Origin of the sequence: Lentilactobacillus kribbianus, from assembly GCF_013184075.1 — a bacterium.
In the GTDB taxonomy this organism is placed as follows: domain Bacteria; phylum Bacillota; class Bacilli; order Lactobacillales; family Lactobacillaceae; genus Lentilactobacillus; species Lentilactobacillus kribbianus.
Map to the genome: position 1 here is coordinate 746,774 of NZ_JABEQQ010000001.1, position 13,051 is coordinate 759,824.

12 protein-coding genes and 1 riboswitch are annotated in these 13,051 nt (G+C 41.0%); of the genes, 9 read left to right on the forward strand and 3 right to left on the reverse strand.

Annotated elements, in window-relative coordinates; genetic code table 11:
• Positions 1 to 193: 193 nt before the first annotated feature.
• Positions 194 to 607, reverse strand: coding sequence for a hypothetical protein (locus HII32_RS03800; RefSeq protein WP_172188453.1), 414 nt, complete (start codon positions 605 to 607; stop codon positions 194 to 196).
• Positions 608 to 621: 14 nt separating this feature from the next.
• The gene (gene rlmD / locus HII32_RS03805; protein ID WP_172188455.1) at positions 622 to 2,034 is read right to left on the reverse strand and encodes a 23S rRNA (uracil(1939)-C(5))-methyltransferase RlmD; all 1,413 of its coding nucleotides are present in this window, start codon (positions 2,032 to 2,034) and stop codon (positions 622 to 624) included.
• Between the two features lie 244 nt (positions 2,035 to 2,278).
• Between rlmD and HII32_RS03810 the strand changes: the two genes are divergently transcribed.
• From HII32_RS03810 to HII32_RS03835, 6 genes are all read left to right on the forward strand, one after another.
• Entirely contained in the window at positions 2,279 to 3,136 is an 858-nt protein-coding gene (locus HII32_RS03810; protein WP_172188457.1) for an oxidoreductase, read from the forward strand.
• Between the two features lie 7 nt (positions 3,137 to 3,143).
• Positions 3,144 to 3,253, forward strand: a riboswitch (TPP riboswitch).
• Positions 3,254 to 3,321: 68 nt separating this feature from the next.
• The gene (gene thiM / locus HII32_RS03815) at positions 3,322 to 4,125 is read left to right on the forward strand and encodes a hydroxyethylthiazole kinase (RefSeq protein ID WP_172188459.1); all 804 of its coding nucleotides are present in this window, start codon (positions 3,322 to 3,324) and stop codon (positions 4,123 to 4,125) included.
• A complete protein-coding gene (gene thiD / locus HII32_RS03820) occupies positions 4,115 to 4,918 on the forward strand; it encodes a bifunctional hydroxymethylpyrimidine kinase/phosphomethylpyrimidine kinase (RefSeq protein WP_172188461.1) in 804 nt (267 codons plus the stop codon). The genes thiM and thiD overlap by 11 nt, the downstream gene beginning before the upstream one ends.
• A 10-nt stretch (positions 4,919 to 4,928) precedes the next feature.
• On the forward strand, positions 4,929 to 5,582 hold the full coding sequence (gene thiE / locus HII32_RS03825; RefSeq protein ID WP_172188463.1) for a thiamine phosphate synthase: 654 nt from the start codon (positions 4,929 to 4,931) through the stop codon (positions 5,580 to 5,582).
• A 228-nt stretch (positions 5,583 to 5,810) separates the two neighbouring features.
• Positions 5,811 to 7,751, forward strand: a complete 1,941-nt coding sequence (locus tag HII32_RS03830) for an ABC transporter ATP-binding protein/permease (RefSeq protein ID WP_172188465.1) — start codon at positions 5,811 to 5,813, stop codon at positions 7,749 to 7,751.
• A 128-nt stretch (positions 7,752 to 7,879) separates the two neighbouring features.
• Positions 7,880 to 8,359, forward strand: coding sequence for a hypothetical protein (locus tag HII32_RS03835; protein ID WP_172188467.1), 480 nt, complete (start codon positions 7,880 to 7,882; stop codon positions 8,357 to 8,359).
• Between the two features lie 44 nt (positions 8,360 to 8,403).
• On the opposite strand, the gene HII32_RS03840 is transcribed toward HII32_RS03835, so the two are convergent.
• Positions 8,404 to 9,510, reverse strand: a complete 1,107-nt coding sequence (locus tag HII32_RS03840; protein ID WP_172188469.1) for a glycerol dehydrogenase — start codon at positions 9,508 to 9,510, stop codon at positions 8,404 to 8,406.
• A gap of 264 nt (positions 9,511 to 9,774) precedes the next feature.
• On the opposite strand from HII32_RS03840, the gene HII32_RS03845 reads away from it, so the two are divergent.
• The 3 genes from HII32_RS03845 to HII32_RS03855 all read left to right on the forward strand — a co-directional run bounded on the left by HII32_RS03845 (position 9,775) and on the right by HII32_RS03855 (position 12,950).
• On the forward strand, positions 9,775 to 11,145 hold the full coding sequence (locus HII32_RS03845) for a DUF5776 domain-containing protein (RefSeq protein WP_172188471.1): 1,371 nt from the start codon (positions 9,775 to 9,777) through the stop codon (positions 11,143 to 11,145).
• A gap of 174 nt (positions 11,146 to 11,319) precedes the next feature.
• Entirely contained in the window at positions 11,320 to 11,568 is a 249-nt protein-coding gene (locus HII32_RS03850) for a sigma factor (RefSeq protein ID WP_172188473.1), read from the forward strand.
• A gap of 191 nt (positions 11,569 to 11,759) precedes the next feature.
• The gene (locus HII32_RS03855) at positions 11,760 to 12,950 is read left to right on the forward strand and encodes a hypothetical protein (RefSeq protein ID WP_172188475.1); all 1,191 of its coding nucleotides are present in this window, start codon (positions 11,760 to 11,762) and stop codon (positions 12,948 to 12,950) included.
• The last annotated feature ends 101 nt before the right edge of the window (positions 12,951 to 13,051 follow it).

Sequence of the window (13,051 nt, forward strand, 5' to 3'; positions counted from 1 at the left end):
ATAGTCAAAATCCCGAAGTTGGATTTAGACTAAGCGTAGTTAGGTAAGAAGTTTGCTTAGGGAGGTCCAGTTAATTGTAGTTAGGTAAAAAAGTTGCCTTTTGTAGCTCGGTTATGGAAGGTAATGCTAAACCGTTTAGAAAAAGCCAAAATTAAAGCACCATATAAAAAAGACAGCCAAAAGGCTGTCTTTTTTAATCTTCTTTTAAATAATGACTACTTATTAACAAATCTTTGGAACGTTTATCCGCAGGTTGAAAACCTTTATTAAAGAGATGCCGGAAATAAAATAAATTATAAAAACCGGCCCATCCAATTTGGAGGACGTAAGCAATCATGGGATATGCAGTGGTAAATGGTTGACCAATGGCCATGGAAAAGCCCATGCCCACGATTAATTCCACGCCGACCATACAAAAGAAGTTGTACCAATCCGAGCGGAAAATGGCGGGAAGTAAACCAAATAATAAAGTGGTCCAAGAAAAACCAACTTTTCCAATGCGCATATTACCGTCTTGATTCTTAACGACCGCAAAATTGGGCGGAATGGGAATTTGATTGTTATTTTGATCATCATTATTACCATTATTTCCAAAAGGATTTTGCATGTCATTCCTGCTTTCTAGTCTTTTTTAGTAAACGTTACGACGGCTTCAACCCGAGCGGTTTGGGGGAGCATATCGATTGTTTGAATTTTGTTAACATGATATTTACGAGTTAACTTTACCAAATCGCGAGCCATCGTTGATGGGTTACATGAAATGTAGACAAATTGATCGGGCGCACTTGCTAAGATAGCGTCAATCAGTGAATCAGCTAATCCAGTTCGTGGTGGATCCACGATAATAATATCGGGTTCAAAGCCTTCGTCTAGCCACTTAGGTAAAATGGCTTCGGCTTCACCGACTTCATAGTGGGCATTAGTGATGCCATTCTTTTGGGCATTTTCATTGGCATCTGCTACCGCTTCGGCAATCGTGTCCATACCACGAACTTCGGCAACGTAGTCAGCAGCGGTTAACCCAATGGTTCCCACGCCAGCATAAGTATCGACTAACTTTTCGCTACCATCTAATTGAAGGGCGTCAAAGGCCTCGTGATAAAGAGTCGGGGTCATGAAGGGGTTCAACTGAAGAAAGGCGCGAGCTGATAAATCAAACTCTAATCCATCTAGGATTTCGGTAATAGCGGTCTTTCCAGCTAAATGAAGAGTTTTTTCACCCCACACGAGTGAGGTTTTACCGGGATTGATATTTTGCATCACTGAAACGACTTCCGGTAGCTCGGCTTTAATTCGTTCTAAAAGTTGATGTTTCTTTAGTAACTTCGCACTTTGAGTTACAAAAGTTACTTGAACTTCATTAGTGGCTACAGCGGCCCGCACAACAATAGTTTTAATGATACCGGAATTTTGCTCTTCGTTATAAACGGGAATTTGCAATTCTTCTACCATTGCGACCAAAGCCCGCATTACCTTCATGGTTAATGGATATTGCAAGGCACTGGTTTTAAGGTCGACAACGTCATGACTCCGTGATTTATACAAACCGGCAACCACGTTACCATTTTGTTCGCGAACTTGAAATTGGGCCTTGTTTCGGTATTCAATCGGTTCATCCATTCCAATAGTAGCTGGAATTTTATAATGCTTATAACCGGCTGGCTTGAATTTTTCGAGGGATTGAATCACAACATCACGCTTATACTCTAATTGCTCAGGGTAAGCCAAATTCTCGAGTTCAAAGCCACCGACTTCATTGGCATAAGCATCAACGGGATCAATTCGGTGTTCACTAGGGACTAGAATTTCATCTAGTGAAGCGCGGATAAAGCGGGGAAGGTCAGCTTCAACTGTTACCATCACCGTTTCATCTTTGAGTGCGCCCGGAACGAAAACTAGTTTGCGTTCGAAATAACCAATTCCTTCACCGTTAATGCCGAGACGTTTAATTTTAACTTTGAGACGATCACCTTCGTCCACATGGACTTGATCATCATAATAATTATCTTGATATCGATTATTGTATTTGCTCATAGGTACTTCCTTAATTCCTTAGTATTCTGCCTATTATAGCAGAAAATCTAAATTTATGAGCAAGTGTCGGGTTCAAATATTTCATTAAAGGATTTCTATTCAGATATTAAAATAGTTGATGAGGTTAATTTAGAGTTGACGGTCATTTTAAATTGGAAATGATAGCGCTACACTGTGTTCGTAAATATATGGTATACTTTTCTCAATTAAGAAAAATTTAAGGCTGCTTAAGGGAGGAATCGCAATGCAAAGAGAAGTTGCATTAGTAACCGGGGCTTCGTCTGGAATTGGTAAACAAATTGCTAAAAATTTAAAACGCAACGGGTTTAACGTTTATGGTTTGGCTCGACGCGTGGATCAAATGAATGAATTAGATGATTTAGGTATTAATACTATGTATCTCGATGTCGCTGATGAGGAGAGCGTTGATCAGGCAGTTAAGCAAATTGCCGCGCAAACTGATGGCCACATTGACGTCTTAGTCAATAACGCTGGTTATGGTTCATTTGGAGCGGTAGAAGAAGTACCGCTTGAAGAAGGCGAATACCAATTTAAGGTTAACGTCTTTGGTACGATGAAGATGATTCAAGCAGTCTTACCTTACATGCGTGAACAACATCAAGGCCGGATTATCAACATCTCTTCTGTTGATGGTAAGGTCAGTCATTTACTTGGCAGTTGGTATGTCGGTTCTAAGTTTGCGATTGAAGGTATTAGTGATTCGCTACGCTTGGAATTGAATCCCTTTGGCATTGACGTCATTGTTATTGAACCCGGGGCGGTGGAATCTGATTGGGCCGCCATTGCAATGGACAAATTAATTGATAGTTCTGCCAATGGTCCCTATGCGGGCTTAGCCCAACAATCGGCTAACTTTATGGAAATTTCAGCTAAGTTTGCATCAAAGCCCCGCGTCATCGCTCGGTTAGTTGACTTAGCCGCCATTAGTAAACGTCCTAAGACTCGGTATACTGCCGGGTCCGGTCACCAAGCCATTGCGTTGCGTAAAATTTTACCAGATCGCACCTTTGATGCTTTGATGAATGCTATGTATCGTTATGTGACGAAAACGGCTAATCGTAAAATCGCTGAAAATCGTTAATCAAATAAATAAACACTAGGGGTGCCACCGTTTTAGTGGCTGAGATGAACCTGAACGGTTTAATCCCTTCGAACCTGTAAGTTAATACTTGCGTAGGAAATGTGTTCAGTTGAACCGTTACCCACGTGAAACTACGTCTTGGTAGCGGTTTTTTGCTGCCAAGCAATCACGAGGAGCAGATAATAATGAAAATCAATTTACTAAACCAAGTTAAACAACAAAACCCACTCGCTTTTAATTTAGCGAACAATGTCACCATTCAAGATGTGGCCAATGGTATTAACGCCATTGGAGGGTCGCCAATTATGTCCAGTGAAGTAGTGGAAGCTAAGGATATGGTGGCTATGGCTGATTCAGTCACGATTAATTTAGGGACCATTACGGAAATGCAATTTGAACAAATGCAGGTAGTCGGTCGGGTGGCTAATGAACTTGATAAACCCTTAATTTTAGATCCCGTTGCGGTGGCCGTTCCGTATCGTTTCAAACATTGTCAGGAATTATTAGCAGAATTACAGTTTGCGGTGATTCGGGGGAATGCTGGCGAAATTGCGGCATTGGCTGGAGAAAAATGGCAGGCTAAAGGCATCGATGCCGGTGATGGTGATGGTGATCTAGTCGCCATTGCGAAGCGATTAGCTAATAAACAGCACTGTGTGGTAGTGGTTAGTGGAGCGGTCGATATTGTGACTGATGGGCAATTAGTCACTAAAATTTACAATCAAACAGACTTGTTTAAGCTACACGTGGGATCTGGCGACATGCTTTCCAGTACTATTGGGGTGTTTGCTGGAGTTACCGCTAATTATTATGAAGCTGCTCAAGCCGCTAGTTTGGTATTTGCCGTGGCGGGTCAAGTCGTGGCCGAACAAATGAAGCAACCCTTAGCAGGTAGTTTCGGCGCACAATTGATTGATGAGTTATACTTATTAACGGAAGCAACTGTAGCGGAAAAATCTAAATACGAGGAGGACGAAAATGGTAAATGAGTTTCCACAGGCATTGACCGTGGCGGGCACCGATAGTGGTGGTGGCGCCGGGGTTATGGCTGACATTAAAACCATGCAAGAACGGCATGTTTTTGCCGCAGCTGTCGTTGTGGCCGTCACCGCCCAAAATACGATTGGGGTATCTGATTTTATGGCGATGCCGACTAAATTAATTGACGAACAATTTAAGGCCGTGGCTGATGATTTAAAGATCAGAGCGGTTAAAACGGGGATGTTGGCGGATGTTACCAGTGTGCAAACGGTGGTCCGTAACTTTGAGACATATGATTTCGGTCCATTAACGGTAGACCCAGTAATGATTGCTAAGGGGGGCGCCAAACTACTGGCCGATGATGCGATTAAGACGGTTAGAGATGAATTATTACCGTTAGCTACCATTGTGACACCCAATCTACCAGAAGCTGAAGAACTCACCGAAATGCATATTAAAGATGAGGCGACTATGCAACTGGCAGGGCATCGTTTACAAGAATTAGGCGCTAAAAACGTTATTGTCAAAGGGGGACACTCTGACGGCAATCAAGTTAGCGACTTTGTGTTATTAGAAGATGGTCAATCATTTTGGCTATCAGCTCCACGCATTGATACGGTGAGAACCCATGGCACTGGTGATACTTTATCATCAGCAATCACTGCTGAATTAGCTAAGGAAAATGACATTGAAACCGCCATTCGCACCGCGAAAAAATATGTACAAGCAACCATTGCCGATGGAATTGAAGTTGGTCATGGTCACGGACCGCTCAATCACTGGGCCGGCCGAAATATCTAGGAGGAAGAATATGAGTGTTACTTTTGAACCGGGCCTTTTGAAGGCCTACTTTGTAGCGGGAACGCAAGATCTACAACCCACCCAGAGTTTACCAGGAGTATTAACTGATGCTATTTTAGCGGGAATTACGGCGTTTCAATTTCGAGAAAAAGGCCCTAATGCGTTAAAGGGATTAGCTAAACGACAGTTGGCGGAAATCTTGCAAAAGAAGTGTAAGGCAGCTAATATTCCCTTCATCATTGACGATGATTTGGAATTAGCTATGGCCATTGATGCTGATGGAATTCACGTTGGTCAAGATGATTTGTCCGTTCAAACGGTGTTAAGTCGTGTCCGACAACGTCGCATGTTTGTAGGATTATCAGCTAGCAATGCCACTGAAATTGAAAATGCCAATCAACATGAACGAATTGCTTACATAGGATCTGGTCCGATCTTTCCTACCACTTCCAAAGCCGATGCTGATCCGGTTATTGGCATTCCGGAATTAACTAATTTGGTAAAATTAAGTAACAAACCAATTGTAGCGATCGGGGGAATCACCGAAGCTAATATTGCTGAATTAAAACCCACCGGTGTCTCTGGGGCAGCAGTTATTTCTATGATTACTAGAAGTGATGACGTTGTACACACGGTGGCCACCATGAAAGAAGTATTTGATTAATAAGCTGAGCTGGAGTCTATGACTCTGGCTTTTTTTATGAATAATAAGGAGTGCCTGTTGGTTTTATTAATTCTTAACCATTTGGCAAACGCTTAGGCACCTAACTATTATCGAGGGATTGACCGATTAATGCAGTGATTTCAACGGATAATTTGGTTTACTTTTAAGACCACAGTGATATACTCAGGCACATATCAAATTAACGGGCGTAAGTCTTAGGAGGAATCTATGAGTTATTTAGAACTGCGAGATATCAGAAAATCGTATTATCTCGGTAACCAGGAGTTCAAAGTTTTAAAAGGCATTAACTTGAATTTTGAACGGGGTGAATTCGTTTCGATCTTAGGAGAATCTGGTGGTGGGAAATCAACCTTGATGAACATCATTGGGGGACTAGATTCCAACTATGAAGGAGACGTTTTCTTAAAGGGTGAATCATTACGTCATGAAACTACCAAGCAACTGGATGCTTATCGCCGACAAACGATCGGGTTTATTTTCCAAAACTTCAACCTAATCAGTCATTTGACGATTTTACAAAACGTGATGGTTTCATTGGAAATGACCTCACTATCACACGCCGAACAAGAAGAACGAGCCAAAGAGTTACTTGATAAAGTAGGACTAACGGAACACATCAAGAAGTTTCCTAACCAACTTTCTGGTGGTCAAAAACAACGGGTAGCGATTGCTCGAGCCTTGGCTTCTGATCCAGAAATTATCATTGCCGATGAACCCACCGGAGCCTTGGATAGTGAAAATACCAAGGAAATTTTGCAATTGTTATATCAAATTGCAGCGGAAGGTAAATTAGTGATTACCGTTACTCATTCGCAAACGGTTGCTGATTATGGAACCCGAATTGTGCGCTTGGCTGATGGTCAAATCAGTGAAGATATAGAGTTAAAGCCGGCATATCCAGCTGATAGTGAACACGAACTGGCCACTCACACTCTACGTTTTGGGGCAACCTTAAAAATGGCACTGGATAATATGAAGTACAATTGGAAACGGAATTTACTGATTATTATCGGGGCTGCTATCGGAATTTTCTCAGTGATCTTAATGCAAGGGCTGGGGAATGGGGTCCAAGGGTATATGAATCACGAAATTTACTCCCAAATTAATCCTAACGCGGTTCAGGTGGCTAAAAACGTGTCGTCCGATGAACTAGCGGAAGGCTCGAAGAAAGTTAACTTAACTAATCAGGATCGACAACGTTTTGAAAAAATTAAAAACGTTAAAGACGTCCAAGAAGGTTACTATGTTCAAGGCGGAACCCGGCTTCAAAATGGTAAAAAAACGGCCAACCTTCAAATGATGCAAACCTACAATGACACCATCAAGAAAAAGTCTATCAAACAAGGTCATGCACCAAAAAATGGTGAAATTTTATTAACCAAAGAAAACGCACAAAAGTTGAATAAAAAAGATACTAATGCGTTGATTGGCAAAAAAATTACTTACACCCAAACAGTGATGAATGATCAAAAACAACCGGTTCAATTGAAACAAGATTTGACGGTTAGCGGCATTGCTAGTGCTAACTCAGGTTCCACTTCAGTTACTTATAAGACATTAAAACAAATGTACGCTGATCAAAATATTAAGTTAGCACCTAACTTTATGACGGTGGTAATTAAAGGTAATGCTAAAAATGTTAAACCGGTTCAAACCAAGATCAAAGATTACAAGACCGGCAAGAAAGCGACCTATACCATCACTGGTGCTGGTGCCATCGTTGATACTTTAAATACCTATATCGACTTAGCGGTAAACGTTTTGGCAGCTATTGCCGGTATTTCTCTCTTGGTATCTGCGATTATGATTATTGTCGTTTTATACATCAGTGTTTCAGAACGAACCAAAGAAATCGGTATTTTACGGGCATTGGGTGCTTCTAAAGGCAGTATTCGGAATCTGTTCTTCTCGGAAGCATTCTTCATTGGCTTGTTCGCTGCCATTTTAGCGATCGCCTTAGCTTTACTTATTCAAGTCGGAGCCAACTCATTATCACAAGCCGGCATTCATTACGCAATTATGCAAATTAGTGGTAGTAACATTGCCTTTGGGGCAATCGTTTCCATCGTGATTAGTTTACTTGCGGCACTTTCACCAGCTGGGCGGGCTGCTCGATTAGATCCAATTGAAAGTTTAAGTTACGAATAAAACGGTTAAATTAAAGAAGTCTAACGAAATAATTTCGTTGGGCTTTTTTGCTGCCGTTAAGCGCTTAAACGTGATATTCTAAAGGAGAACCAATGGATGATTAGTAACCTGTCGTGGGAGGGATTCTTATGAAGAAAAGTTCGATGGCTTTATTAACTTTGTTAGCTGGATTAATGCTGGGTGGTGGCGTGGTAACAACCGCCCAAGCGGCGACTTGGCATTCAGGGATGCCGGCAGAATTTGAAGGTCAGTGGAAGAAACATGCGGGCTACACTATGGATATCCAAAAAGCGGTGGGGATGATTGTTAACCACCAAAAAACCAGCGAATTGGCCGATGTTTTTCAAGCTCATGAAGGTTACTTTTTAACGATTAATCATCAACGACCAATCGTGAAGGTGAACGTGCCCTATGCTTATAAGCGGACGGGAAAAAACACCTACATGCTTAAATATAAAAAAGAAAATAGTAATAAAATCAAAGTCGGCTACCTCAAACGCTACACTAAAGATATGATTGGGTTTAAGCCTCAGGGAAGCACTACTTATCACATTTATAATAGTCGCAAACCAGTGGTAAACATTGGTAATAACTGGTTGGGACGCTAATAAAAAGCCACCGCAAATGCGGTGGCTTTTTTGTTTGTTTAAGTTTAATTAGTTAAATCTTGATATGCCCGACTATAAGCATTGACGGCTTTCATCGCAGCGGCCACATCATCTGGAGTAACGGTGAATGGCATTTCACTCATAGTGTCGTTAGGAGCGCACGCCACTTCACCCACCTCTAGCAATTCGGTATCGGTTACTTTATCGATAGCTAAATCAGCGAAGTTAGTTGGTAATCCAAGAGCTAAGTCGAAGTCGAGATATTGATCAAAGACGTCGGTAGGGACCCCTTCGAGCATCAATTGAACTAAAGTTCCAAAAGCGACTTTTTCGCCGTGGGTCTTTTCATGAATTGGACCGTGTAAAGCAGTCAAACCATTGTGAATAGCGTGAGCAGCAGCAAGTCCGCCACTTTCAAAACCGACACCACTCATTAAAGTATTGGCCTCAACGATTTTTTTAAAGGCACTAGTAACTACGTTGGCTCTGGAAGCTTCGATAGCTTGCATACCATATTCAAATAAAGTTTCTTCACATTTTTGGGCAACGGCGTTTCCAACTAAAGTTTGTGTCCCACCTAGCATGGTTTGACCGTTGGATTGAGCCACAGCTTGGGCTTCGACGTTGGTAGCTAATGCATCGGCAATCCCGGAAGCTAATAAGCGAGTGGGAGCTTGAGCGATAATTTCGGTATCAACAAGCACTAAATCAGGGTTCTTACTATAGAAACGATACTTATCAAATTTTCCGTCGGGGGTATAAATGACGGATAGACGTGAACAAGGGGCATCAGTGGAAGCTAAGCTAGGTAGGATGGCCACTGGTAAGTGTAAATTGTCAGCAATGGCTTTTGCGGAATCTAGCGTTTTACCACCACCGAGGCCAATGATGAGATCAGCATGGAAATTATTACAGATTTCAGTAATGCGGTTGATTTCTTCGTCAGAAGCTTCGCCACCGAATTCTACGGTTTGAACGTTAAAGCCACTATCGCCTAGGTAGCTAGCTAAATCGTTACCGGCAATCTGCCAAACGATGCTGTCAGCTATTAAGACTGGTTGATGACCTAACTTACCTAAAGAATCAGCACAATACTTTAATGCGCCCTTACCTTGTTCATAAGTTGCGGGACTACCAAAAATTTGAGTCATAACATTTCCTCCCAAAGTATATTTGTTGAAGACAAGTTCAGCTTATCACAATCTGGGAATGGTGGTGCATTTTTAAATCAATTGAACTATATAAAAGTTAGTTAATACTGTGGATAACTATGAGTTTATGAAAAAGTGATGTGTTAGATAAGAAACGTTTGTTAAAGTAATGCCTTATATTATCTATAATGAAAAGTTCATGGTATGTTGTAGTCAGATAAAAAGAAAACGCATTTAGGGATCATTCTATGGGAGAAAATTATTATGACAACACGTAAACTAATTAGTAGCTTAATGTTAGCCGGATTAATTCTGGGTTCAGGAGCCACCGCGGTTTCTGCCACTTCCATGGCTAATGCGCCAGTGACTACGAGTCAAAGTACTCAAAGAGTTGCCGATAAAGAATCAGATTTTGAAATTGTAGATAATATGATTACAGGGGCTAAAAATAAAAAAATTACCAGTTTAACGATTCCCGCTAATATGAATGCTGATGGGATTGCTGTTGGTGCTTTTGAAAAAAATCAATATCCTAATTTAACTACAGTTGACCTAAGTAAAGCATCAAACGGATTTATCGTTGGTAACAGTGCCTTTGCCGAAAGTAATGTCACCACGGTACATTTACCAGGAAAAGGTAACATTGCGGATAATGCATTCTATGGCTGCAAAATTAATTATGTAGTAAATCATGATAGTGGTGGGAAATTAAGTATGGAAGATAATGCCTTTGCTAGCCAAAATCTATCATTAGATTACACTGGCGAAACTAAGCAAGGTACCGAAATCCTGTTAGCGGATATTTTGAAGAATAATCCACAATTTTTAAAGAATAACGGTAAAACTAATTTCTTACAAGTGGTTGATGCTGAAGTATTAGAAAATAATGCTGGATATAAAATCGGTAAAAATGCTGCCGGTCAACCCGTATTAATTATTACAGATACAGGGATTGAATCAATCAAGTTGAGTGTCAGCTTTACTAGTAATCAGGAAGGACATTCTATCGGTGGCTACTCGATTGGTAGCTTGGACTTGAACTTGAATAATGTGACTGATAAAGATGATGGAGAAGGACCTGGTGATGGTACAGGTGAACAACCAGGTGGTGGCACAGGTATCCCTGGCGACTTAAACGACCGGGATAATGGTCAAAGTCTTGGTAAGGGCGAATCAGTAACCTTCAAATTCCCATACAAGATCATGATTAATAAGAACATTTGGCGTCACAAAGATGTTCAAATGACTCAGCGAATTCAACGCTACATCGGTAATGGTGTGAAGCGAGTAGATCGAAAGGTATTGAATATTGTTGGTGCTGCCAAGACCAAGAAAGGAACGTTACGTTATCGCGTTGAAGGTGGTGGCTATGTAACGGCAAATCCTAAGTTCGTTGTGAGTCTTTACTACGCTGGAACTCCTAAGACTATCAAGGTGCTCAACAAGAAGGGAATTAACAGTTACCCAACTAGTAAGTTGAACCGTCCCGACATGGTTAAGCATCATAAGAAGGGTTCCATTCTCAAGATTAAGCGAATTGTTTGGCGGGCTGGTAAGATTACCCGTTACCAATTAACTAACGGTAAGTACATTACCGCCAACAAGCAATTAGTCATCTGGGATCAATATAAATAAATATTAATTTCCAGCAAAGTCCGCCCTTAGTGGTGGGCTTTTTATTTGTTAAGCTGATGACAGCAGGGTTGCAACGCTCTCAAAGTCGGCGGTAGTTATCACCGTGGTTGCTCTTTTACAATTGAACTCGTGACAAGGGCCCTTGGATCAATTCGCTTAAAGGACTGAATCCAAATGAAAACTAACGAAACGATAACGACCATTCAACAACTCTTAGATACCCCGGAGCAAGCCGCCTTTAACTATCTCTTGAGCAAGCAACACGAGCGCATTATTTATGGTGCCCTCAAGCGACTACACGTTTATCGGCGCTACTCGGAGTTCGATGATTTAGTGCAAGAGGGCCGACTCGCCTTCATTCGGACCTATCTAAAAGCACCGGCGCACTATTCACAAAAATTCCTCCTCAAGTTGGTTTGCTGATAACGCTTACAATTAGCGCAGTTATAATATTATCATTAGTTCACGTTTATTCCAATCAAATTATTGAAAAGATGGTCATTTAGCTATATTTATCAAAAATCCACTAAACGAAAAATTTTCCGTTTGGTTATGACAGTCGTTAATAAATAAGTTATAATTAAATTGTTAAATAATTATTAGGAGTGAAGATTGTGAAGGAACGATTAATGTTTTGGGGGATTGCGACCGCTATGTTAGGTACCATTGGTGGTATGAGTTTTAATAACTCATTTAACCAAGGCGAACTAGTAGCTCATGCTGCTAAAGCCAAGTATACTGGTAAATCTGGCGGGATTAAGCAATATAAGGTTAGTGGAAATGTTTTGTCGGGAGTAACTAGCAAAGGTTTTAAGACTGTGAATGTCAGCAAGAAGTATATGGCTGGCAAGGTGGGTAAGTATGATAGTGGATCTTCTTATGCTAGTTGGATGAAACCAGGTGCAGATCATATTCAAACAACGGCTAACGTCATCAAGTCCTCAGCACATAAGGGCGCGGCTTATAGCTTCAAGACAGCTGCTTTCTTACCTTTATTGCCTAAGTCAAGTCCGTTATACGATTATATTCGGACACCACAGGCAGCTGCTTTTTCTAAGAATGGTAAGGAACTCTTTGTGGTTTACACGAAGGGTGGTACCACTTCTGATTGGAGCAAGAACAAGCAAGGTTTTGTTGTGAAGTATGACTGGAGCAAGATTAAGAACAAGGGAATCGATCTTCGTTCAACTTCCACTTACAACAGTATTAAAAAATACATTCATATTGGACCTACATTCGCTACTGGTCACGGTCAACAATTTGCGTTGAATCCTAAGACTAACGAATTGTGGTTAACTCGTGATCGGACTGCTGGTAAGATTTTAATGCAACGAATCAACCAAAGTTCTTTAAAACCAGACCAAGCGATTACTTTCAGTATGGGTAAGCAACAAATGGGTGCTCAATTAACCTTTGATAAAAACGGTTATGCTTACTGGAGTAACGTTACAGCTAAGGCTTGGAGCAATTGTCCAAAGGGAACCATGAAGTTTTATCGTGGTAAGATAGGGACTGGTTCGACTTACTTCAAGATGGTTAAGCGCGGTATTCGTTATGCACCAGGTGCTACCGTTCAAAGTATGGGTTACAACCCAGTTAAAAACCGTGTCTACGTGGTAGCTGATAACGGTATTACTTCAATTGCAGCTAACAAATTTGATAAATTAAGTGCTAAAGATATTGACCAAAATAAATTCAGTGGCTCCCGCGAATTTGAGGGTTTGATTTTTGATCCAACCAATAAATCCGCTAAGAATGGTTATTTACTATCTAACCGTGGTCCTGAACTACTTAAAATGTATTAGAAAAAGCGTGGCTGCGGCCACGCTTTTTTAGTTGCTTCTCTAGACCAATGTTACAAATCATTAGATTTTATTAACATTTGTTACACAATAAAATTAACAAA

Coding starts and splice junctions, on each gene's coding strand:
- HII32_RS03850 (WP_172188473.1), top strand. CDS start 11,320: ATGAAAACTAACGAAACGATAACGACCATTCAACAACTCTTAGATACC.
- thiE (WP_172188463.1), top strand. CDS start 4,929: ATGAGTGTTACTTTTGAACCGGGCCTTTTGAAGGCCTACTTTGTAGCG.
- rlmD (WP_172188455.1), bottom strand. CDS start 2,034: ATGAGCAAATACAATAATCGATATCAAGATAATTATTATGATGATCAA.
- thiM (WP_172188459.1), top strand. CDS start 3,322: ATGAAAATCAATTTACTAAACCAAGTTAAACAACAAAACCCACTCGCT.
- HII32_RS03840 (WP_172188469.1), bottom strand. CDS start 9,510: ATGACTCAAATTTTTGGTAGTCCCGCAACTTATGAACAAGGTAAGGGC.
- HII32_RS03830 (WP_172188465.1), top strand. CDS start 5,811: ATGAGTTATTTAGAACTGCGAGATATCAGAAAATCGTATTATCTCGGT.
- HII32_RS03810 (WP_172188457.1), top strand. CDS start 2,279: ATGCAAAGAGAAGTTGCATTAGTAACCGGGGCTTCGTCTGGAATTGGT.
- HII32_RS03835 (WP_172188467.1), top strand. CDS start 7,880: ATGAAGAAAAGTTCGATGGCTTTATTAACTTTGTTAGCTGGATTAATG.
- HII32_RS03800 (WP_172188453.1), bottom strand. CDS start 607: ATGCAAAATCCTTTTGGAAATAATGGTAATAATGATGATCAAAATAAC.
- HII32_RS03845 (WP_172188471.1), top strand. CDS start 9,775: ATGACAACACGTAAACTAATTAGTAGCTTAATGTTAGCCGGATTAATT.
- thiD (WP_172188461.1), top strand. CDS start 4,115: ATGGTAAATGAGTTTCCACAGGCATTGACCGTGGCGGGCACCGATAGT.